The 22,471-nt window shown below is 68.2% G+C and carries 16 protein-coding genes; 5 read left to right on the top strand and 11 right to left on the bottom strand.

The window, feature by feature from the left end; all coding sequences use genetic code 11:
* Positions 1-36 precede the first annotated feature (36 nt).
* Positions 37-3,237: an AfsR/SARP family transcriptional regulator gene (locus tag Aple_RS29930; RefSeq protein ID WP_155348062.1), complete on the bottom strand. Its 3,201-nt coding sequence runs from the start codon at positions 3,235-3,237 to the stop codon at positions 37-39.
* A gap of 348 nt (positions 3,238-3,585) precedes the next feature.
* Here Aple_RS29930 and Aple_RS29935 point away from each other — a divergent pair, with 348 nt between their 5' ends.
* From Aple_RS29935 to Aple_RS29945, 3 genes are all read left to right on the top strand, one after another.
* Positions 3,586-4,230 carry a polysaccharide deacetylase family protein gene (locus tag Aple_RS29935; RefSeq protein ID WP_218038565.1) on the top strand — a complete coding sequence of 215 codons (645 nt, stop codon included), beginning with the start codon at positions 3,586-3,588 and terminating at the stop codon, positions 4,228-4,230.
* Between the two features lie 444 nt (positions 4,231-4,674).
* Entirely contained in the window at positions 4,675-4,947 is a 273-nt protein-coding gene (locus Aple_RS29940) for a hypothetical protein (protein WP_155348064.1), read from the top strand.
* A 558-nt stretch (positions 4,948-5,505) separates the two neighbouring features.
* Positions 5,506-6,336 carry a hypothetical protein gene (locus Aple_RS29945; RefSeq protein WP_155348065.1) on the top strand — a complete coding sequence of 277 codons (831 nt, stop codon included), beginning with the start codon at positions 5,506-5,508 and terminating at the stop codon, positions 6,334-6,336.
* A 178-nt stretch (positions 6,337-6,514) separates the two neighbouring features.
* On the opposite strand, the gene Aple_RS29950 is transcribed toward Aple_RS29945, so the two are convergent.
* The 6 genes from Aple_RS29950 to Aple_RS29975 form a co-directional block, all read right to left on the bottom strand.
* Complete coding sequence (locus Aple_RS29950; protein ID WP_170321734.1) at positions 6,515-7,531, bottom strand: acyltransferase family protein; 1,017 nt, start codon at positions 7,529-7,531, stop codon at positions 6,515-6,517.
* Between the two features lie 162 nt (positions 7,532-7,693).
* Complete coding sequence (locus Aple_RS29955; protein ID WP_155348067.1) at positions 7,694-8,350, bottom strand: NUDIX hydrolase; 657 nt, start codon at positions 8,348-8,350, stop codon at positions 7,694-7,696.
* 26 nt (positions 8,351-8,376) lie between these two features.
* Positions 8,377-10,194 (bottom strand): DUF4434 domain-containing protein, encoded by a 1,818-nt coding sequence (locus Aple_RS29960; protein ID WP_155348068.1) that lies wholly within the window; start codon positions 10,192-10,194, stop codon positions 8,377-8,379.
* A 35-nt stretch (positions 10,195-10,229) separates the two neighbouring features.
* The gene (locus Aple_RS29965) at positions 10,230-11,318 is read right to left on the bottom strand and encodes a glycosyltransferase (protein ID WP_174889893.1); all 1,089 of its coding nucleotides are present in this window, start codon (positions 11,316-11,318) and stop codon (positions 10,230-10,232) included.
* A 13-nt stretch (positions 11,319-11,331) separates the two neighbouring features.
* On the bottom strand, positions 11,332-12,618 hold the full coding sequence (locus Aple_RS29970) for a nucleotide sugar dehydrogenase (protein WP_373869652.1): 1,287 nt from the start codon (positions 12,616-12,618) through the stop codon (positions 11,332-11,334).
* Between the two features lie 78 nt (positions 12,619-12,696).
* The gene (locus Aple_RS29975) at positions 12,697-14,361 is read right to left on the bottom strand and encodes a glycosyltransferase family 4 protein (RefSeq protein WP_246264872.1); all 1,665 of its coding nucleotides are present in this window, start codon (positions 14,359-14,361) and stop codon (positions 12,697-12,699) included.
* A gap of 56 nt (positions 14,362-14,417) precedes the next feature.
* Here Aple_RS29975 and wecB point away from each other — a divergent pair, with 56 nt between their 5' ends.
* Positions 14,418-15,557 (top strand): non-hydrolyzing UDP-N-acetylglucosamine 2-epimerase, encoded by a 1,140-nt coding sequence (wecB, locus tag Aple_RS29980; protein WP_155348070.1) that lies wholly within the window; start codon positions 14,418-14,420, stop codon positions 15,555-15,557.
* A 77-nt stretch (positions 15,558-15,634) separates the two neighbouring features.
* Positions 15,635-17,701: a glycosyltransferase family protein gene (locus Aple_RS29985; protein WP_155348071.1), complete on the top strand. Its 2,067-nt coding sequence runs from the start codon at positions 15,635-15,637 to the stop codon at positions 17,699-17,701.
* Here the strand turns inward: Aple_RS29985 and Aple_RS29990 are convergent.
* Genes Aple_RS29990 through kdgD form a run of 4 tightly spaced genes read right to left on the bottom strand, consistent with a single transcriptional unit; the run spans position 17,698 to position 22,447 of the window.
* The gene (locus Aple_RS29990) at positions 17,698-18,624 is read right to left on the bottom strand and encodes a 2-hydroxyacid dehydrogenase (RefSeq protein ID WP_155348072.1); all 927 of its coding nucleotides are present in this window, start codon (positions 18,622-18,624) and stop codon (positions 17,698-17,700) included. The two genes, Aple_RS29985 and Aple_RS29990, sit on opposite strands and share 4 nt — an antisense overlap.
* A gap of 13 nt (positions 18,625-18,637) precedes the next feature.
* Entirely contained in the window at positions 18,638-19,966 is a 1,329-nt protein-coding gene (locus Aple_RS29995) for an enolase C-terminal domain-like protein (protein WP_155348073.1), read from the bottom strand.
* Positions 19,956-21,512: an aldehyde dehydrogenase (NADP(+)) gene (locus Aple_RS30000; protein WP_155348074.1), complete on the bottom strand. Its 1,557-nt coding sequence runs from the start codon at positions 21,510-21,512 to the stop codon at positions 19,956-19,958. The genes Aple_RS29995 and Aple_RS30000 overlap by 11 nt, the downstream gene beginning before the upstream one ends.
* A 2-nt stretch (positions 21,513-21,514) precedes the next feature.
* Complete coding sequence (kdgD, locus tag Aple_RS30005; protein WP_155348075.1) at positions 21,515-22,447, bottom strand: 5-dehydro-4-deoxyglucarate dehydratase; 933 nt, start codon at positions 22,445-22,447, stop codon at positions 21,515-21,517.
* Positions 22,448-22,471 lie beyond the last annotated feature (24 nt).

The raw sequence follows: 22,471 nt of genomic DNA on the forward strand, positions 1-22,471 counted from the left end.
GCAATCACCAGTCCGCGAAAGTGCTCGGGCTTTCGTTCAGTCAGGGGCTTCGGTGAGTTCGTTGTATTCGCGGGAGCCGTACCGGTCGAAGATTTGGAGGGCGGATTGCAGGGTGGCGTGGGCGGTGGTGGGGTCGCCCAGGCGGGTGTGGAGGTGGGAGACGTCGCGGAGGGTGCGGGCGCGGAAAAGGGGGAGGTCGAGTTCGTCCCAGAGGTGGATGGATTCGTCGAAGCAGGTGGCGGCGTGGTCGTAGCGGGCTTCGGCCAGGTGGAGTTCGCCGAGGGTGCGCAGGGTGAGGGCGGTGCCGAAGCGGTCGGCGGAGCGGCGGGAGACGGCCAGGGCGTTCTCCAGTTGGGTGAGCAGGCCGTCGTACTTGCCCTGGCGGAGGCGGGATTTGGCCCAGGCCTGGACGCCGAAAGCCTCGAGGAGTTCATCGCCGACCTCGCGGAAGATGGCCAACGATTGGGCGGCGAGATCTTCGGCCAGGGCGAGTTCGCCCATCGCGCGGTGAACCAGGGACAGGCTGCGCAAGGTCAACGCTTCGCCGCGACGGCTGCCCGCGTTCCGGTAGGCGGTCAGGGACTCAGCCAGGTCCTCCTGGGCGAGGGAGTAGTCGCCGAGCTCCAGCCGTACCGAGCCGCGGAGCCGGGTGACCTGGCCGATCGCGGCCTCCTCGCCCATCGCGCGGGCGGTGATCCTGGCCGCGTCGAGGTGTTCGAGCGCTTCGGCGAATCTGCCCTGCTCGCGGCAGGACGCGCCCAGGGAGGCCAGCGCGGAGGTCTCGCCTTGGGCGTCCCCGACCTCGCGGAACATGGCCAGGGCCTGGATCAGGCATTCGCGGGCCTCGGCGAAACGATCCTGGGCGAACTTGAGCTCGCCGAGTTCGGCCAGCAGGCGGGCTTCGCCGTGTTTGTTCCCTGCCCGGCGGGCGGCGGCGAGGGCGGCATCGTGAGTGCGGGTCCACGCCTGCAGTCGGTTGTGAACCACGAAAACCGACCCGCACAGGGCGGAGGCGAGCTCCCCGGCCAACTCGTCCAGGTCCATCGCGGCGGCCACCTCGACACCGACGACCAGGCTGTCCTGCTCGGCTTCGAACCAGGCCCGCGGGTCGGCCAGCACGGATTCGGCGAGCGCCGGCTCGACTTCGATGGCGTGTGGGTACGCCTCCCGGAGGTGGATCGACCCCGACGGCGCGGCCAGCGTGATCTGCTGGATCAACCACAGCCACCGGCCGAGCACACCTTCCACGGCGGCTACCCGGTCCTGCGGCTCGTCCTCGGATTCGGCGCGTTCGCGGGCGAAGATCCGTACCAGATCGTGGATGCGATAGCGCAGGTCGCCGAGGCCGTCAGTGCCGGTGTGTTCCACGAGCTGGGCGTCCACCAAGCCCTCGATGAGGTCTTCCGCCTCATCGCGCGGAAGGCCGAGCAGCGCTCCCACGGTGGCCGCACAGAAGCCCGGAAGCCCGAGCAAGCCGAGCAGTCGCAGCCCGCGCCGGGCTGGACCCGGCAGGGCGCGGTAGCTGAGCTCGATCCCAGCCCGGACCTCCTGGTCGCCGACGGCCAGCTCGTCCAGGCGGCGCAACTCGCTGGTGAGGCGGTCCGCCATCAGATCCAGCGACCAGGCCCGGCGAGAGGTGAGCTTGGCGCCCGCGATCCTGATCGCCAGCGGCAAATGCCCGCAGAGCGCGACAATCCGCCGCGCGGCTTCCTCCTGCTTTCCGACCCTGTCCTGGCCGACAATCCTGGTGAGCAACTCCACACCCTCATCCGGACTGAGTACGGCAAGCTCGGTGAACGCCGCCCCCGCCAACCCGGCCAGCCGGTTCCGCGAAGTGATCAGCACAGCCGGACCGGGAGTCCCCGGCAGCAGCGGCCGAACCTGCCGCTCGTCCGCCGCGTCGTCCAACACGATCAGCACCCGCCGCCCGGCCAGCAATGAGCGATAACGCGCGGCCCGCTCCTCCTGTCCCGCCGGCAGGTTGACGGGATCGGCCCCCAGCTCACGCAACAGCCGCCCGAGCACCTCCTCCGGCGCGGCCGGAGCATCCGTCATCCCGCGCAATTCCACATGGATCTGCCCATCGGAAAACTCCCGCGCCAACCGATGCCCGACATGCCCGGCAAGCGCGGACTTCCCGCTCCCGCCCTGCCCCGAAACCACCGCCACCGGAACCCCCACCCGCGGCACCAGCAACTCAGCCAGCATCTCCACCTCATGCCGCCGCCCCGTAAAGTCCGGCGGCTCAGGCGGCAACTGAGCCAACACGGGTCCACTCCGCCGCGTCCCCTCCACCCGCTCTTCCCCCGATCCCGAATACCGACCGTCCGGATGCTCCGCCCGGCCGGCCCGGGAGTCCGGCCCACCGAACCCGAGGTCCTGAACCTCATGTCGTGGGTTGGGCAATCTGAGGTGGGGGTCCCGCAGTCGAAGTCGTTGGTCGGAGGTGCCGGTTCGGGATGTCGAGTCCGGGCGGGAGATGCTGGTCCAGCCGAGGGTGGTGTCGTCGGCGCGGAGGACAGCCTCGTGGATGGCGCGGAGTTCTGGGCCGGGTTCGATGCCGAGTTCTTCGACGAGGAGATCGCGGCCGCGTTGGAAGATGGTCAGGGCTTCGGCCTGCATGCCGAGGCGGTAGAGGGCGATCATCAGTTGGCCGCGTAGTCGTTCGCGGGTGGGGTGTTCGCCGACCAGTGAGCGGAGTTCGGCCACGATCTCGGATTCGGCGTTCCTGGCCAGATCGGTGGTGATTCGCTCCTCGATGGCCGAGAGGCGCATCTCCTCCAGGCGGGTGGCCTCGGTCCGCAACGCTTCCCCAAGGCCCCCAAGAGCCTCCCCGCGCCACAATCCGAGCGCCGCCACGAACGAGCCGCTGGCGCCCTCCAGATCCCCCGCAGCCGCCCGACGCCGCCCCTCCGCGACAAGTGCCTCAAACTGCTCAGAATCCAGTTCTCCAGGCCGCGTACGGACGACATAACCCGGTGCCCGCGTCTCGATCACCTCGCCCCGACCGGCGGCGAGCAACTCCTTGCGCAACGCTGATACGTACGTCTGGATGAGCGCGGGCGCGCTGCCTGGAGGCGACAGCGGCCACAGGATGTCGATGAGCCGGTCCACCGAGACGACTCGCCCGGATTCCAGCAGGAGAGCGGCCAGTAACGTGCGCGGTTTCGGGCCCCCCAACTGCAGGCTGCGCGCCCCGTCCAACACCTCGACGGGGCCCAGTACTCGAAACTCCACCGTCTCTCCCAGCCATCAGCAGTGGGGACGCGCGGACACGAACAAGAGCGGTACGGATCCAATCGCACCACGTCATTAGACGCAAGGAAATCCCGAAAAGATCGCCAATGCGACCGCATACGGTGACGAACGTTAAGATGCGGCACCATGCGGTTGATCGCCAGAAATGTCAGAGTTGCCGATGTTGCCCGAGTTGCCGGGCTCACGAAGGTCGCAAGGATCACGAGAGTCGCAAGGATTATGAGCAGCGCTCGGGACAGGACCAACCGCGTCCGAAATGCGAAGATTGCACGATTTTCCCGGGTCGCGATTGCCGCGATCTGCGCCTTATGCGTTGCGGGCCTGCTCATGCCGCCGGCGACCGCCCAGGTGGCCAAGCCATACTGCGAGCGATACAAGTGCATCGCGCTGACCTTTGACGACGGCCCTTGGCCGTACACCCCCGCGCTGCTGGACACCCTCAAGAAGTATCAAGCCAAGGCGACATTTTTTGTGCTCGGCCGGAAGGTCGCCAGCCGTCCCGAGATGATGCAGCGCATGGTCAAGGATGGGCACGAGGTCGGGAACCACACGTGGGATCACCCCAGCCTGACCACGCTCTCGGACGAGGAGATCGTCGCTGAGATCACCAGCACCCAGGATGTGATCCACGAGACCATCGGTCTGTGGCCGACCATGATGCGCCCGCCGTCCGGAGCCACCAACGCCCGAGTCGGCGCGCGGATGGCCGAACTCGGCCTGCCGCAGATCATGTGGACCGGCTCCACCCTCGACTGGCAGGCCAGAAACCAGAAGATCATCACCGCCCGGACCCTCAAACTGGCCAAGCGCAACGGCGTGATCCTTCTGCACGACATCGTCCCCGAGACCGTCAAGGCGATGCCCGCCGTCCTGAAGACCCTCAAGAAGCGCGGCTACAAGTTCGTGACCATCTCAACCCTGCTCGGTGACCGCAAGCTAGCCCCTGGCGAGGTCTGGCCCAAAAAGAAGTGATTCTCCCACCCACCCAGCCCTTTTGATTCCCCTCGGGCTCCGCCCGCCCCGACAGCGCCGTGGTCACTCACGCGAAATGACGGCACCGTGGCTTCGGCCCGGCCTTCGATCGGTGTGATCTCCCACCCATGCAGACAAGCTGTTCAGGGATGGCCGGTCGGGTCCTGTTTGACCTGCTACTACCCGGTCCGACCTGCGGGTTTGCCCGTTTGTGGTGGTGCCTCACTGCTGAGAACTAGAAGCTAGAAGCGGCGAAGCCGGGAAGATCGGATCAAGTTTTCTGATCTTGGATTCTGGGTCGTGTTCGATAGTTGCCTGGGTAATGCTGCGATTCCCGCGTGTCGGATGAGGTCGATGGCGGCTTGGTAGGCCCGGTCGGCTTTGCGTAGTGCGGCCAGGGCCCGGAGTGTTGAGTTCGGCGAGTCCGATGAGCAGGAGCCGGTCGTGGATGCGGGTCAGGAACATCGCGTGACGCAGGCCGGTCTCGGTGACCTGGTAGCGGTGGGTGTGCGGGACGCTCTGGATGAGGCCGTGTTCGCGGAGCCGCCGCAGGTCGTAGGTGGCCTGACCGGGGCTGATCGATCCAGGCCCGTCCACTGGTTTGCCGAGGAGTTCGGTGAGCAGGTCGCGCAGGTCCTGGTTGGCGAACCCGGGGTCGCGCCGGAATACGAGCAGGATGTGCAGGAGGGTTTGGGCGTGTGGGTCGGTGAGGCGTAGTCCGGCGACGCGGGTGCCGTTGGGGTGGATGATCGGGTCGCAGGTGGCGTTGCAGGGCGCAGGCTCCGGGGATCGGGTCGTGACTGAGTCGTTGGACGCCCAGCGGGCGCCGGTTGGCGGTGTAGCCGATCTTCCGCAGGGCGGGCAGATTGGTCAGCGTTTGCCAGGTCGCTGAGCTCGGCGATCGCCGCGCGGGTGGGACGGGTCCATGCGGCCGGTGAGGCCAGGAGTGCCGGCAGCGGCGCCCACGGACCGGTACCTGGTTGCGCGCCCCGGCGGGGATGACGGGGGCGGGCGCCTCCGTCTGATTCGGCTGGCGACCCAGCTGGCCCGGCTGCCCGTCGTGCGGGACCGGCTGGCCTCCGGCACCCTGCTGGCTCTGGACGGCCGCGGTGACGATCCAGCAGCTGGAGCCCAAGACGGAGACAGACAGGTTGAAGCGGTCACTCCGCTGTTGCCGGCCGTAGGCCTGGGATAATTCGCAAGATCGGAGTTATCTGCGCATTGTTTGCGCATTCCCTGCACGGCTTGTGCGTATCCGACGGCTATTCTGCCGCCATGCCCCTGAAAGTGGCCGGAATAGCCCGCCATGCGGCCCTGATGGTCGGCTTGGTGGCGGTGTTGGTGTTTGTGATGGTGCGACCGTACCTGCCTGGCGCGTATGACGCGATGGCGCTGCCATTATCGCTCATGGTGCAGGTCTTCGGCTTGGCCGGGCTGCTCCTCCTGCCGGTGGGGGTGCCGTGGCTGATTCAAGAAGTGAGGGGGAAGGCGGGGCGCGGATTTGCGCTAGCAGGGATGATCATGGGGTCGCTGGTGGTGCTGGCGGGGGCGCTGGCCGCAACGGAATCAGTGGGTGTCTCGCTCGGGGTGGTGGTGCTCGCCGGGTGGGGGATCGTCCTGGCGTTGTGGAGAACGAGGCTGAACGGGGTACGGGTACCCCTGTATCTCGTGGTGCTGCCGGTGGTGCTGGTGGTGGCGCAGGTGGTGCTGGCCGTGCCGATGGCGGAGTTCAGCAGGAGCCGGGTGATCGCGGGCAACGGACAGCTGATCGACGAGATTGAGGAGCACAAGGCGCGGTTCGGGAGTTATCCGGCGTCGTTGCTGGCGCTTCATCAGGACTACAAATTGCCCGTCATCGGGGTCGGCGAGTATCACTACGCGCTGACCGGCTCGGCCTACAACCTGTATTTCGAGCAGCCGAGATTCCTCATCGACAATTTCGGCACGCGGGAAATCGTGATGTATAACCGGCTCGATGAGCAGATCATGGCCAGTCACGACAGCTGGATCCTGCTCTGGTCGCCGGAGCAGCTCAAGGCGAACCAGGGCTGGTACGAGGTGCACGATTCGGCGGTGCCGCACTGGAAGTACTTCTGGTTCGACTGAGCGAGCCGGAGGTCGAACCAATCCTGCCATCGCCGGAGCAAATCGAGTTGGTGCGCCCGCTCCCTGATGACGTGCCCCTTCAGCGGAGGATCGTTCTCCGGCGGGTCGCCTACCTGGGAATTTCAGAGAACAGAACTGTCCGTTTTCAACGAGTGGCAACAACGCTCAGACGAAGCGACTAGGCGTCGGCCCGAAGTGAGCGGGCCAGCGCTGACTTCAGCCGCGGCTGCAACGGCACCTCCACCAGCCGATAGACCAGCCACGCCACCCCGAGCACAACCCCCACCACCAGCGGCAACGTCACCCGATTCCCCAGAACCGGATGCAACCACTGGATCAACAGAAACCCGACATGGTGATGGAACAGGTACAGCGGATACGTCAACGCTCCCAGCACCGTGAACCACTTCCAGTCCAACCCCTCCAGCTTCCCCATGGCCACCAGGATCATCACCAGGAAGATCAGGGAGATCACCCCGACGACCAGCGCCGACCCCAGCGCCTCCCCGAACCTGACCACCGCCGGCGGACGCTCCCCCAGCGCCTGAATCAGCCCGATGGTCCACGCCACCCCCACGAACAGCCAAGGCAGCAACGACCCACCAAACCGGTAGATCAGGAACAGCGCCATCCCCCCAATGAAGTACGGCGCGCTGAACTGCACCAACACCACCTTGAGCACGCTGATATCCAGCCGCTCCCCCACCAGCAGCAGAAACACCCACCCGGCCATGAACCCCAAGCAACGCCGATAAGTGATCCCAACCGCCGCGAAACACCCGATCATCACGTAGAAGACAAGCTCCTGCCAGAGCGTCCAGTACACGATCTCAAGATCACGAATCTTCATCCCATGCTGAAGCATGGTCAGATTAGCCAGCAGCTCCGACAACGTCGGCCGATGATCAGTGATCCACCCCGCCAGCGCGAGCGCCCCCAGCACGATCACACTCGCCCAGTACGCCGGATACAACCGCGCAATCCGCGAAGCCGCGAACTCCCCCGTGGTCCGCCCCCACGCACTCATCAGGATTACAAACCCGCTGATCATGAAGAACAACCGCACGCCGTACGCCCCGAAGACGCTGACCGCGCTCAACCCCGGAAACGCGTTGGGAGTCCCCCACGCCCGCGTCTCCACGAAGTGAAACAGAACCACCCCAAGCGCCGCGACAAACCGCAGCAGATCAAGCACACGCAGCCGCTGGCGAACCGGGGGTTCAACGGTTTCCGCGATGGCCGCCGAGGACGGAGACGCCGACGGAGACCCAGCCGGAGGCGCAGAGATCAGCACAGGGGCGAATATATCCTGAGAAAACCCTGGGAAATCACATTCCGCCTCATTCGGGCACGGACGTCACACCCGCAACATCGGCGGATGCAACAACACCGCAGGTCCGCGCCGGTAGAGCATGGCCGGACGCCCCCCATCCCGCGTCGTCGTCCGCCCCGTCGGGATCAGGAACCCCTCGGTCTTCGTCACCTTCCGATGGAAGTTACGAGGATCAAGCTGCCGCCCCCACACGATCTCATACACCCGCCGCAGTTCCGCCACCGTGAACTCCTCCGGGCAGAACGCCGCCCCCAACGAGGTGTACTCCAGCTTGGCCCGAGCCCGCTCGATCCCATCCAGCACGATCCGCCGATGATCGAACGCCATCGCCGTCAACGACGACACCGCCTGCCAGCTCATATGCGCCTCAGTCGAAGCCGGCAAATCCGGAGCCAACCCCAGATACGCCACACTCACCACACGCTGCCGAGGATCCCGATCCGGATACCCATACGTCTTGAGCTGCTCCAGATGCACCGGAGCCCCAGGCAACCCGGCCCGCTCAGCCAGCACTCGGGCGGCCGCCGCGGGCAGGTCCTCCTCCAGCTGAATGAACCCACCCGACAACGCCCACAAGTCGTTATATGGCGCACGATCCCGCCGCCACACCAGGGCACTCAGCTGCTGAAACCGCACGGTGAGCACAACGAGATCCACGCTGACGGGAATACGCGGGACCATGTCAGGCACGTTACACGCTGAATGGATCACTCGTGGCGGTAGTAAACAGGCTCGGCCGCCTTGCGTCCGTCGGCGGAGGTGACCTCGACGCGGACCCACGTGTCCTTGGGCACCGACTCCCAGTCCACGGGGATCCAGACGCGCCCGACCGTGCTGGGCAGATCCGCCATCGGGCTGCCGTCGAACCAGCCGACGGTGGCCGCGTCGACCACGCGCGGGGTCTCCAAACCGGACCAGCTCAACGTGACCTTGGTGTCCTGCATGTGGTAGCCCCGAATTTCCAGACCATCCTGGATCTGTCGCTCTTCCCGCACCGCCTGGATCGCCACCGGCCGATCCCAGTCCCGGGCAATCTCCTCAGAGAGCGACGGAGACCCACAGGTATAAAAATCCGTCCACATATACGAAATGATCTTCGACACGTACGGCCCCACGAGCGTCACCGCCGTGTCCATCCGAGGCTTGTCCGTACGCCCCCGGGACCCCTGCGTCCCACACCGCTCCGTGGCCGACGGTTCGAACGACTCGACGTTGGCCCACAGCTGGACCTCGACGCCCTCCCCCAGAAGCTCCTTACGAGCCTCCGACATCTCCCGGTAGTACTCGCGCGTTCCCCCGTAGTAAGCGGTGTTGTACGTGCTTTCCCCCACCACCGGCTTCAACCGCTCATCGACCGGCTGGTTCTTCCAGTTGGGCCAGAATAATCCGCCCTTGCCCGTCCCCCGGCCGTCCTGCGGCGCGATGATCCCCACCCCGGTCCTGGCCAGCGCCTTGAACCCATTCTTCACCTGCTTCGGCGTCGAGGTGTACCCCACCCGCCGCCGCGCGTCCAGATACGGACTCACCAGGATCGGCTTCCCCGGCAATTCCTGCTCCACGATCCGATGCTGCTCCGCGTACACCTGGAGCGTCGGCACGTTCTCCGGCTCAGCCCAATCCCGGATTTGTAACTCAAACGGCTGGTAGACCCCCCCAAGCGACTCCCGCCCGGCGTGCCGGTCGCCGTAATCCTGGAGAATTCGCCGGGTCAAAGTCGTGAGCGTACCGACATGCCGGGGATTCGCCCTCGTCGTCCCGGTCGGATCACGCGGCGCCAGCGGCAGGGCCGGGAAGACCTTGATCCCGAACCGATCGCCCAGATCGAGCAGCTCGGTCAGGCTGTCGGTCGCCCCCGCGGACACCAGAATCAGATGGTAAGCCTTGCCCTTGGACGTAAAGTCGCAGGTCGCGTCGTCAGATCCATCCTCGGACGCGAGCAGGCGGTAGAAGACCTTGTCCCCGATCACGATCTTGCGTTCCATCGACGGGCACCGGAACACCCCGTCCCCATACTGCTCATCCGTGCGATAAGTGAAGTTCCAGCTGATGCGATTTTCCGGATTCGCCGCCTTCAGGTCGTTTTCAGCCGCCTTCGCGCAAGGCACGCTGTTTTCAACGCAGAACGCATACCGCTTGTCCGCCAGCGGATCCTTGCCCTCAGCGGTGACCTGGTCGAGAATCCACCCCTCGGCGCTGACCTGCCGCGGCGAGAGCCCGAACCCGATCCGGACCACGGTGTCGCCGCCCAAATGGTGGATGGCCTCCAGCTGCCGCCGCCAGTTACACCGATCCGTCGTGGGGAGAATCCAGTACCCCGTAATCGAATACGGCGTCGTCACATTCGTGTCGAACGTTCCACACGGATCGGTGAATTCGTTCTCCTTCACCGACTCGCTCGGCTTTGGCGAGGAGGGCGCGCTGTTGCCCACGTTCGAGGCGCGAGGTTCCGGCTCGTTGAGCGCGACCACGACGGACGCGACACCGCCGAGAATCGCGACGCCCAAGATCAGAGCCAGCCAACGCAAACCGTCACCCCTGACATATTCGGCTTTTTAGGACACTAACGCCTGACGCCTGCCCACGCTTCTAGCTGGGCGACGAACCGACGGGCCGAGTTCGGCCAGTGATGATTGGCCCGGGCGGCGGCGTATCCGCGCGCGCCCGCTCCCCGTCGTTCCTCGGTGTTGTCCCGCAGCGACAGCACCGCCTTGGCGACCGCCTGCGGATCCTGCCAGGGCACGACCATGCCGCTCTGGTAACGCTCCACGAGCTCGACGGCCCGGGGCGAGGGTGTCGTTATCACCGGTATGCCGTGTGCCATGTACTCCACGATCTTCGTGGGCATGGAGTGCCGGTAGTTCGGCTCGTCATGCAGCAGCGAAAGCCCGGCCAGCGCCCCGTCCAGCCGCTTCAGCGCCTCGTCGTTCGGCATGAAGTCCCGCCATTCCAGCAGGCCCTCCTCGACGGCGCCGGCCAGCACCGGACGGGTCTGCGGGTCGGCGTATCCGATCAGCTCGACCGCCACCCGATGCGGCCGCAGCAGCCGCGCGACCTCGACCGCCTCCCGGACGCCGCGCGCCTCCGAGAGCCAGCCCAGGTAGACGACCCGGTCGTCGCCGGGCGCGCTGACATTGTCCGGCACCCAGGTCTCGTTCGGCACCACCAGGTGCGCCTGCCGGAACCGGCCCGCGTAGGCGGTCTCGGCCAGCAGCAGGTGCAGGTGGCGCTCCGCCGTACCTTCGAGCAGGCGGGCCAGGAAGCGGGTCGGGGGGCGCAGGAACGCGGGCAGCCACGGTTTCAGCGACAGGGTCGCCGGGGTGTCCTCGTGCACGTCCCAGACGACCGGCGGCCGGTTGCGCACCCCGGCCACCGCGAACAGCAGCTCCGGGTCGTGCACTAAGGCCAGATCGACCTTTCCGCGCATGCTCTTGAACAGCTGCCTGGCCGCCCGCACCGCGGTCACCCGCCGCCGCTCCGCGGCTCGCGGCAGGTCCACGCCGGTCACCCAGGACCGGGGAACGACTCCGCGCGCTGTGTACGGCGCCGCGTACGTGACCTCATGACCGGCGTCGACAAGGGCCCGGATCTGCCGGTGCAGGATCCGGGCGTCCTCGGGGTGATGCACCACCGTCATGACGAGCACGTGCACGCGCCAGGCCTCCCTACAGCCGCTCGACGCGTTCGCTCGTGGCGAGCACGCCACGAGTGTCGAGCACCAGGACGCCCTGCCGCTCGATCAGTTCCAGATCGAACGCGGAGTGCTGCTGCAGCAGCACGGTCACGTCCGCCTCCGCGATAGCGGTGGCGAGATCGTCCTTCCGGGCCACCGGGGTGCCCTCCACCGACCATTCGCGCACATGCGGATCGCAGAACGACAGATCCGCGCCGAGATCGAGCAGCGCCTCCGCGACCGGGATCGCGGGCGTCTCCCGCTCATCGGCGATATCCGGTTTGTACGTCACGCCGAGCAGCAGCACCTTCGACCCGTTGACCGGCTTACGATGCCGGTTCAGCAGCCGCTGCACCCGCGCCACCACATACGACGGCATGCGCTCGTTGATCTCCTGCGCCAGCTCCACGAACCGGAACGGGTACCCGAGCTTGCGCACCGTATACGACAGATACGACGGATCCACCGGAATGCAGTGCCCGCCGACGCCCGGCCCAGGCAGGAACTTCTGGAACCCGAACGGCTTGGTGGCCGCCGCCTCGATGGACTCCCAGAGGTCCACCCCGAGCTCGTCGCAGAAGATCGCCATCTCGTTCACGAGCGCGATGTTGACGTGCCTGTAGGTGTTCTCCAGCAGCTTGGCCATCTCGGCCTCGCGGGTGCCGCTGACCGGCACGACCCGCTCGATGAACTGCGAGTAGAAGGCCTCGGCCCGCTCCCGGCAGGCGGGCGTGAACCCGCCGACGACCTTGGGGGTGTTCCGCAGCCCGTACTTGGTGTTGCCCGGGTCGATCCGCTCCGGCGAGAACGCCAGGTGGAAGTCGGCCCCAGCCACCAGACCCGACTTCTCGAGGATCGGGCGCGCCACCTCGTCGGTCGTGCCCGGCCAGGTGGTCGACTCGAGCACCACCAGCGTGCCGGACCGCAGGTGGGCGGCGACGGTGGCGGTGGCTCCTTCGACGGCGGAGAGGTCCGGGCGGTGGTCCTCATCCAGCGGCGTCGGCACGCAGATCACGATCGTGGCCGACTCCGACAGCACCGACGGGTCCAGCGTGGCCGTGAAGCCGCTGCCGATCATGCCGTCGAGGTCGGCGTCCGTCAGGTCGTCGATGTACGACCTGCCCGCGTTGAGCGCGTCCACCTTGCGGGGGTCCACGTCGAGCCCGGCCACGGTCAAGCCGGCCGCGGTGGCCTCCTTGGCCAGCGGCATGCCTACGTAGCCCAATCCGATGATCGTGAGATCGAAGCGGGTCACGATGAGGCCTGGGAGCGGGAACAACACTTCATGGTCGCAAAGGCTATCTCAACTCGGCACCAAGGATGCCTGATGCACCAGATCCGGCCTCTTCGGTGGAACTCACTTGCTGGCGATCGATTCGTAAATGTCACGATAGGTCTTTGCGAGGCTGCTCCACGTCCGTTTTGCGGCAACTTCTGCGCGACCGGCTTCGCCCATTCTGCGCCGCCGGTCCGGGTCGTCCCGCAGTTCGGCGAGGGCTTTGGCCAGCTCTTCGGGGCTCTCCGGCTTCACCAGCAGGCCCGCACCGTCGGAGCCCACCAATTCGGACAGCGCGGGAAGGTCGCTGAGCACGACCGGTTTGCCCAGTGCCATCGCTTCGACCGGCTTCAGCGGGGTGACCAGCCGGGTGACGCGAAGATCGTCGCGCGGGCAGACGAAGATGTCGATGGCCGCCTGAGCCTGGAGTGCTTCCTCAGGCCCGACTCGCCCGGGTAGCAGGGATATGTCGCCGATGCCGAGCTTGTCCACCTGCTGGAGCAGCGCGGGCCGTTCAGCGCCGTCGCCGACGATCAGGACCCGGACGGGCGTGCCCTGGGCCTTCAGCAGCGCGGCCGCGCTCAGCAGGGTGGCGAAACCCTCGTACCCGACGATGCTGGACACCGAGCCGACCACGATCTCGTCGTCGCGGATGCCGTACTCGTGGCGCAGGGCCTGGCCGTCGTAGGAGGCGGTGAGCAGGCTGTCGTCCACCGCGTTCGGGGCCAGGTAGATCCGCTCGCGGGGCACGCCGCGGTCGAGGATCTCGGTGACCATGGTCTCGGCCAGCGTGACCACGGCGTCGGCGGAGCGCATGATGTGCGCCTCGCGCTCCTTCTGGAGCAGGTGCCGCTCGCTGCCGATGCGTCTGGGGTCCCTGGAGGTCCAGGTCTCCTCGAGGAAGCCGCGCACTTCGTAGACGAACGGGGTGTTCGTGCGCTCGCGCACGGCGAGCGCGACCGAACCGTTGCGGTGGTCGGTGGCCGCGTGCAGCACCTGCGGGCGCAGCTGCCGGACCAGCTCGGTCACGTCCGCGGCGCCGCGGATCATGCGGCCCCGGCTCTCGTTCGGCACCTCGCCGCTGGGCAGCAGCCGCCGGTAGGGGATCCCGTCGATCTCGTCGTACGGCGTCGCGTCGGTGTGGCCTTGCAACATCGGCCAGCCCCAGCTGGTCACGACATGCGGATCGAGCCCCGCCGCCAGCTGCGCGGTGACGATCCGGTGGGTTCGCACCGTGTACCCCGCCTGCGTGTACGGCAAGGCGTTGGTCACGATGTGCAGCACCCGCCCCGGCACCCGCTCGCCCATGATCACCTTGGCCTTGGGCGGAATGGGATCGCTGCCGATCGCGGCCAGCTCGCCCTCGTAGTAGGCGATCCTGCGGCGGATGAACGGCCACCGGGTGTGCGGCTGCAGCACCTCGATGGCCTTGGTGATCCGCCCGCCCTCCCAGTGGACCTTGGCCGCTTCGAGCGGTCCGTCGGCCATCCGGCGAACGATCTTCCGGATCGTGACCCGGGCATACCGGGCGACCGGCCAGGCGATCCGGCCCACGAGGGGCCGCATCCGGGCCGGCATGGCGTCCGCGGCGGCTTGGGCGACCCGCATGGGATCCGACTTGACCTTGCCCACCACGATTCGCGACACGATCACGGGATTCTTCACGAATCCCCGCAGAAGTCCACCCACACCGGCCTTCGCCTTCTTGGCGGACACCTTCGTTGGCTTGTTGGCCTCGCTTACCACGGCGTGACCGTACCATAGGCAACGTTTGCCCCAGTCCCAGAAGAAAGGCAAGGTCATTGAGGGATTCGCAGCTAAATGACACCCTCGTCCTGCATGTTCTGGGCGCTCGGCCCAACTTCGTCAAGGCCGCACCGGTCATATCCGGTCTGGCCGAGCTGGGGGTACGGCAGGGTCTGATCCACACCGGCCAGCACTACGACGCGCTGATGTCCGACGTGTTCTTCGTCGACCTGAACCTGCCCGAGCCGCTCGCCAACCTGGCCGTCGGCTCCGGAACGCACGCGCAGCAGACCGCGACGCTGCTGACCGGTCTCGAAGAGGTCATGCTCCGCGAGCAGCCCGGCCTGGTGATCGTCTACGGCGACGTGAACTCCACGCTGGCCGCGATCCTGGTCTGCGCCAAGCTCGGCATCCCGACCGCGCACGTGGAGGCCGGGCTGCGCTCCTTCGACCGGAGCATGCCGGAGGAGGTCAACCGGATCGTCACCGACGCGCTGGCCGACATCCTGTTCTGCACCTCGCCGGACGCTCTGTCGCACCTGGCGCATGAGGGCGTTTCCCCGTCGAAGGTGCATCTGGTCGGGAATCCGATGATCGACAGCCTCTTCTCGGCGCTGCCGAAGCTGGACCCCGCGCCCGTACAGGAACGGCTCGGGCTATCCGGCCGCTATGCGGTGGGAACGTTGCACCGGCCCGCGAACGTGGACGATCCCGCCTCCGCCAAGGAACTCGTGGACGCGGTGCTCGGGGTCGCGGAACACGTGCCGGTGATCGTGCCGCTGCACCCGCGCGGACGGCAGCGGCTGGCGGAGGCCGGTCTGGTGGACGGGCCCGCCCTGAAGATCGTCGAGCCGCTCGGGTATGTGGACTTCCTGTCGCTGGTGCGCGGCGCGGCGCTGGTGCTGACCGACTCCGGCGGAGTACAGGAGGAGACGACCATGCTGGGCGTGCCCTGCCTGACCATCCGGCCCAACACCGAGCGGCCGATCACGGTGACGCACGGCACGAACCGCCTGGTGACTCCGGCGCAGCTGCCGGCCGCCGCCGCTCAGGCCCTGGTCGACGGGGCTTCGACGCCGAGCGAGGAGTTGCCGGTGTTGTGGGACGGGAAGTCGGGGCTGCGGATCGCGCGGGTGGTCGCAGCGTGGTTGCGCGGAGAGAACCTCTCCCCTGCCGCGCGGGGAACAGTCGGCTAAGCCGTACAAAACTCACAAATGACCACGGCTTCCGCCGTACCATGGCTGATCACGACGACCTACGCAAGGGCTGAAGCATGGCTGAGAGCGACGAGACCTTCGACGAGCCGCGGTTCCAGCGGCTCGGGCCGGTGAACTGGCTGCCCGAGGAACGTAAGGTCGTCGAGCGCTACGAGCAGCGGATCCGGGAGCTGGAGAAAAAGCTCGCCACCCAGGAGGCGCGGGCGGAATACGCGATCTGGAAGCTCAAGGCCACCCAGACGCAGCGGCCGTTCCGGGTCGCTCAGGCGCTGACGGGTGCGGCGAAGCCCGCCAAGTTCGTACGGCTCCCGCGGGATCTGTCGAAGGCGATGAAGGGGCGGAAGAGCCCGAAGGCGCCTATTTCCGTGGTCGAGGCGGCGGCGCAGGCGGAGCTGAAAGGGCCCGAGGTCAAGATCCCGACGTTGCAGTGGCCGGAAGGGGTGATGACGCGTCCGGATCTCAAGGTGGCGGTCATCCTGGACGACTTCTCCCGGATGGCCTTCCAGTACGAGTGGGATCAGATCGAGTTCGGGCTCGCGGACTGGCCGGAGATCTTCGCGGAGAAGCGGCCCGATCTGCTGTTCTGCGAGTCGGCATGGCATGGGAACCAGGGGCGCTGGCGCTACCAGATGACGGGGACGAACGCCCCGAAGCAGGAACTCCGCGACCTGCTCGCATGGTGCCGGGCGGAAGGGATTCCGTCGGTCTTCTGGAACAAGGAGGACCCGCCGAACTTCGACTTCTTCATCGATACGGCGAAGTTGTTCGACCACGTGTACACGTGCGACGGCGACATGATCCCGAAATATCGGGAAATCCTGGGTCATGATCGGGTGGATGTGTTGCAGTTCGCGGCGCAGCCGCGGATTCACAACCCGATCCAGACCAAGCAGGGCCGGATGTACGACATCGTGTTCGGCGGCATGTACTTCCGGGACAAACACCCGGAACGCCGCGAGCAGATGGAGACCATTCTGGCTCCGGCGCGGGAGCTCGGGCTGCACATCTTCGCTCGTAACGGGACGGTCGCCGACAAGTACGCGTGGCCGGAGGAGTACCGGCCGCACATCGTGGGCGAGCTTCCCTACGAGCAGATGCTCGCCGCGTACAAGATGTACAAGGTCTTCCTGAACGTGAACTCGGTGATCGACTCACCGACCATGTGCGCGCGCCGCGTCTTCGAACTGTCCGCTTCGGGGACCACCGTGCTCTCCGGCTGGTCACGGGCGATCGAGGAGACGTTCGGGGATCTCATCCCGGTCGCGCACTCGCAGGAAGAGGCGTACAACCGGGCCCTCTACCTGATCAACAGCCCCGAGCTCCGCGCCCGCCAGGGCCACCTCGCCATGCGCGAAGTCTTCGACAAGCACCTCTTCTCCCACCGCGTCGACCAGATCCTGGGCGCCGTCGGCCGCCCGGTGGTGGCCCGCTCGCACTCGATCTCCGTCGTCCTCCCCACCAACCGGGCCGGCCAGCTCGAACACGCGATCAGCCAGGTCGCCCGGCAGCGCCACCGCGACCTGGAGCTCGTCCTGGTCCTGCACGGCCTCTCCGAAGACCCCAGCGTCATCCGCGACAAGGCCCTCGCCGCCGGAATCCCCGCGGTGAAGGTCCTGACCGCGCCCCCCGCCTTCACCCTCGGCGAGGTCCTCAACCACGGCATCGCCCACGCCGACGGCGAGCTCATCGCCAAGATGGACGACGACAACCTCTACGGCGAGCACTACCTCTCCGACCTGGTCCGCTCCTTCGACTACTCAGAAGCCGAAATGGTCGGCAAGGGCGCGCACTACACCTATTTCCCCGACCGCAACGAGACGGTCTACCGCCTCCCCGGCCTGGAACACCGCTACGCCCATCTGGTCCAGGGCGCCACCATCCTCGCCAAGGCCGACCTGCTCCGCTCGATCCCCTTCGAACCGGTCAACGCGGGCGAGGACACCCGCCTGGTCCGCCGGCTCAAAGAGGACGGCATCCGCATCTACTCCGCGGACCGCTTCAACTTCGTCTACATGCGCGGCTCGGACGCCTCCGCTCACACCTGGCAGGCCGCCGACTACAAACTCACCCGCAACGCCCAGTTCAGCTTCGTCGGCCACCCCGAACAGCACGTCATGATCTAAACGACCGGCGTCACCAGCGTGCCGTTCTTGCGGAACTGCGCCACGTTCGCCAGCACCAGGTCGGCCATCGCGCGCCGGGTCTCGGTGGTGCCGCTGGCCAGGTGCGGGGTCAGCACCACCCGGTCCAGCGCGAGCAGGCCGGCCGGGACGTGCGGCTCGTCCGTGAACGCGTCAAGGCCTGCGCCGCCGAGCCGGCCCGCCACCAGCGCGGCGACCAGCGCCGGCTCGTCCACCACCGAGCCGCGGGCGACGTTCACCAGGAAGCCGTCCGGGCCCAGCGCGGCGATCACCTCGGCGGACACCAGGTGCTGCGTCTGCGGGCCGCCGGACACCGCCACCACCAGCACGTCCGTCTCGGCGGCCAGCTCGACCGGCGTGCTCACGTAGCGGTAGGGCACGTCCCGGCGCCGCCGGTTGTGGTAGGAGATCACGCAGTCGAAGCCCTCCAGCCGCCGGGCGATCGCGAGCCCGATCCGGCCCAGGCCGAGGATCCCCACCCGGGCCCCGCTCACCTTCCGCGCCAGCGGGTAGTTGCCGCCCGCCGCCCAGTCGCCCCGGCGCACGTACCGGTCGGAGGCGCTCAGCCCGCGCATCACGTCGATGATCAGCCCGAGCGCGGTGTCCGCCACGCAGTCGTCGAGCACGTCCGGGGTGTTCGCCACCGCGATGCCGCGGCGGGCGGCCTCGGCCACGTCGGTGGTGTCGTATCCGGCGCCGAAGTTGACGATCGCGCGCAACGCGGGCAGCCGCCGCATCAGGTCGGCGTCCACGCCCGTCCGGCCGGAGGTGACCACGATCTCGACCTGGGCGCCGGGGCCGTCGAGAAAGGAATCCGGTGGGTCCGGCAGCCGCGGCGCGGCGTAGAGCTCGCGCAGGTCGGCCTCCAGGAACGGCATCAGCGGGCCGACCTGCAGCACAGTCATGCGTACCTCCGGATCATCGGACCAGGGCGGGTTGTTTGGGGTGGAAGGACCAGCCGGGCACAAGGTATTGCATCGCCACCGCGTCATCGCGACCGCCCAGCCCCTGGGCGCGGTACAGCTCGTGCGCCTCAGCCAGCCGGTCCTCGTCGAGGTCGACGCCGAGACCACCGGCGGTGGGCACGTCCAGGTAGCCGCCCCTGATCTCCAGCGGCGCGCGGGTGAGGCGCTGGCCGTCCTGCCAGATCCAGTGCGTGTCGATCGCGGTGATCTCGCCGGGCGCGGCCGCCGCCACGTGGGTGAACATCGCCAGCGAGATGTCGAAGTGGTTGTTCGAGTGCGAGCCCCAGGTCAGCCCCCAGGCATCGCACAGCTGGGCGACCCGGACCGAGGCCTGCATGCCCCAGAAGTGCGGGTCGGCCAGCGGGATGTCGACCGCGCCGGCGCGGATCGCGTGGCCCAGCTCGCGCCAGTCGGTGGCGATCATGTTGGTGGCCGTCGGCAGGCCGGTGGCGCGGCGGAACTCGGCCATCACCTCCCGGCCGGAGAAGCCCCGCTCGGCGCCGCACGGGTCCTCGGCGTAGGCCACCACGCCGCGCATCGCCAGCCCGTGCCGGATCGCGTCGGCCAGCGGCCAGCCGCCGTTCGGATCCAGCGTGATCCGCGCGTCCGGGAACCGCGCCTTCAGCGCCGTGACCGCGGCGACCTCGTCCTCACCCGGCAGCACGCCGCCCTTGAGCTTGAAGTCCGCGAAGCCGTACCGCTCCCGTGCGGCCTCGGCCAGCGCGACCACCGCCTCCGGGGTGAGCGCCGGCTCGTCGCGCAGCCGGGTCCACGCGTCCGGTCCGTCCCCGGCACGATAGGGCAGGTCGGTGGCCGTGCGGTCGCCCACGAAGAACAGATAACCGAGGGTGCGCACGCGGTCCCGCTGCCGCCCGTCGCCGAGCAGGTCGCAGACCGGCACCCCGAGGTGCTTGCCGAGCAGGTCGAGCAGCGCGGCCTCCAGGGCGGTCGCCACGTGCACCGTGGTGCGCAGGTCGAACGTCTGCGGGCCGCGGCCGCCCGCGTCATGGTCCGCGAACCGGGTACGCACCGCGCCGAGCACGCTCAGGTATGCCCCGATCGGCTGGCCGACCACCAGGTCCCGGGACTCCTCGAGGGTGCGCGTGATCTCCTCGCCGCCGGGCACCTCGCCGACCCCGGTGCTGCCGTCGGAGGCGGAGAGCACCACGATTGTCCGGGTGAAGTACGGCCCGTGCGCACCGCTCAGGTTCAGCAGCATGCTGTCGTGCCCCGCGACGGGCACAACGCGCATCCCGGTGACCCGTGGCGTCTCAGCGGCCATCGTCGAGTCCAGCCGGCAGCAGTCCAGCGGGCAGGTTCTGGTACGCCACCGGCCGCAGGAACCGCTCAATCGCGGCGGTGCCGACCGAGGTGGTACGCGAATCGGAGGTCGCCGGGAACGGCCCGCCATGCACCATCGCGTGCCCGACCTCGACGCCGGTCGGCCAGCCGTTCACGACGATCCGCCCAGCCTTGCGCTCCAGGAGCGGCAGCAGCGCGCGAGCCACCTCCAGATCCGCGTCGTCCGCGTGCAGCGTCAGGGTGAGCTGACCCTCCAGGCCCGCCACGGTGTCCCGCAACTCGTCCGCCGAGTTCACCGTGACGATCAGCGAGCTGGCCCCGAACACCTCCTCCTGCAGCGCCGGGTTGTCGCGGAGTTCGGCGTTCGTGGTCCGGAAGAGGTGGGCCTGCCCTGGCGCGGCGATCCCGTCACCTGCCTCCCCGGCGGCGGCGATCTCCACGCCGGTCGCGCTCCGCAACCGCTCGACGCCCTCCGCGAACGCCTGCTGGATCCCGGCCGAGAGCATGGGCGCGGCCGGAACCGCACGCAGCGCCTCGGCGGCCGCGGCCACGAACTCCGCCACGCCCGGCCCATCGACCGCGAAGACCAGGCCAGGACTGGTGCACAGCTGCCCCTGGCCGACGGTCATCGAGGCGACCAGCGCCCGGCCGATCTCGGCGCCCCGGCCGCGCAGGGCGGCGGGCAGCACGATCACCGGGTTGACGCTGGACATCTCCGCGTACACCGGGATCGGCTCGGGCCGGGCCTGGGCGGCGGCGACCAGGGCGAGGCCGCCGCTGCGCGAGCCGGTGAAGCCGACCGCCTTGATCCGCGGGTCGGTCACCAGCGCGATGCCCACCTCGCGGCCGGTGCCGAAGAGGAGGGAGAAGACCCCCTCGGGCAGGCCGTGGTCGGCGACCGCGCGCTGGATCACCCGGCCGACCAGCTCGGAGGTGCCCGGGTGCGAGCTGTGCGCCTTCACGATCACCGGGGCGCCGGCCGCCAACGCGGACGCGGTGTCGCCACCGGCCACCGAGAACGCGAGCGGGAAGTTACTGGCCGAGAAGACCGCGACCGGACCGACCGGAACCAGCCGGCGGCGGATGTCGGGGCGGGGCAGCGGCGTACGCTCCGGCAGCGCCGGGTCGATCCGCGCGCCCAGCCAGCCGCCGTCGCGCACCACGTCCGCGAACAGCCGCAGCTGGTTGGTGGTGCGGGCCAGCTCGCCGGTGACCCGGGCGGCCGGGATGCCGGTCTCGGCGGTGACCCGGGCGATCAGCTCGTCGCCGAGCGCGTCGAGGCCGTCCGCGATGGCGGTGAGGAAACCGGCACGGACCGCGGGCGTGGTCTCCCGGTAGGTGTCGAAGGCGGCCTCGGCCAGCTCGGCGGCCCGCCGCACGTCCTCGGGGCCGCCCAGGCCGTACGACGGCTGCAGTTCCCGCCCGGTGCGCGGGTCGACCGCGGCGATCTCGCCGTGCGTGCCGCGGTAGGCGCCGCCTCCGACGAGCAGGTCGCCGGTGAGGCCGATGGTGGCGGTCGGGGACATGCTCAGCCCACCCGCTCGATCGAGTCCGTGGCCGCGATCAGCTCGGTCAGCTCGGCCAGTTCCGCAGGCGTCAGGTCGGACAGCGGCGGGCGGACCGGACCGGCGCTTCGCCCGACCGCGGTCATGCCGGCCTTGACGATCGACACCGCGTATCCGCTGCGCCGGTTGCGGATGTCCAGGTACGGGAGGACGAAGTCACGGATCCGGGCGTACACGTCGTCACGGTCGCGCTTGACCACCGAGGCGTAGAAGTCGCTGGCCCACTGCGGCGCGAAGTTGAAGATCGCCGAGGAGTAGGTGGTGGCGCCGAGCTCGAGGTAGGGCAGCGCGTAGGTCTCCGCGGTGGGCAGGCCGCCGACGTAGACCAGCCGAGGGCCGAGCACCGCGTAGAGGTGGGCGACCACGTCGACGTCGCCGACGCCGTCCTTGAAGCCGATCAGGTTCGGCAGCTCCTCGGCCAGCTCGATGAAGGTCTTCGGGGTGAACCGGGCGTTCGCCCGGTGGTAGACGACCACGCCCAGCGAGGTGGCGCGGCAGACCGCGCGCACGTGCTCCTTGAGTCCTTCCTGGTCCAGTTCGGTGAGGTACGGCGGCAGCAGGAAGATGCCGTCCGCGCCCGCCCGCTCGCCGTCGCGGGCCATCTCCACCGCGAGCGAGGTGCCGTACCCGGCCGGGGCGAGCACCGGCACGCCCGGCTTGGCCTCGGCCACCGCCGCGCGCACGATCTGCCCGACCTCGGCCGGGGTGTGACAGAAGAACTCGCCGGTACCGCCGGCCGGGAACACCCCGCGAGCGTCGTAGGCCGCAAGCCACCGCAGGTGCGAGCGGAACGCGGGCTCGTCGAAGGTCAGCTCCGCGGTCATGTGCGTGACCGGGAAGCAGAGCAGCCCGGAACCCAGCGTGTCGCGTAGCTGGGTGGGCGAGAACGTCGTCATGAGGGCTCCAGATCCGAGGCAATT

Origin of the sequence: Acrocarpospora pleiomorpha, from assembly GCF_009687885.1 — a bacterium.
Classification (GTDB): domain Bacteria; phylum Actinomycetota; class Actinomycetes; order Streptosporangiales; family Streptosporangiaceae; genus Acrocarpospora; species Acrocarpospora pleiomorpha.

Bases quoted from the DNA above. Each gene is read 5' to 3' on its own strand.
- Aple_RS30000 (WP_155348074.1), bottom strand. From the start codon at position 21,512: ATGTCCCCGACCGCCACCATCGGCCTCACCGGCGACCTGCTCGTCGGA.
- Aple_RS29990 (WP_155348072.1), bottom strand. From the start codon at position 18,624: ATGACTGTGCTGCAGGTCGGCCCGCTGATGCCGTTCCTGGAGGCCGAC.
- Aple_RS29935 (WP_218038565.1), top strand. From the start codon at position 3,586: ATGCCGCCGGCGACCGCCCAGGTGGCCAAGCCATACTGCGAGCGATAC.
- Aple_RS29955 (WP_155348067.1), bottom strand. From the start codon at position 8,350: ATGGTCCCGCGTATTCCCGTCAGCGTGGATCTCGTTGTGCTCACCGTG.
- Aple_RS29945 (WP_155348065.1), top strand. From the start codon at position 5,506: ATGCCCCTGAAAGTGGCCGGAATAGCCCGCCATGCGGCCCTGATGGTC.
- Aple_RS29985 (WP_155348071.1), top strand. From the start codon at position 15,635: ATGGCTGAGAGCGACGAGACCTTCGACGAGCCGCGGTTCCAGCGGCTC.
- Aple_RS29995 (WP_155348073.1), bottom strand. From the start codon at position 19,966: ATGGCCGCTGAGACGCCACGGGTCACCGGGATGCGCGTTGTGCCCGTC.
- kdgD (WP_155348075.1), bottom strand. From the start codon at position 22,447: ATGACGACGTTCTCGCCCACCCAGCTACGCGACACGCTGGGTTCCGGG.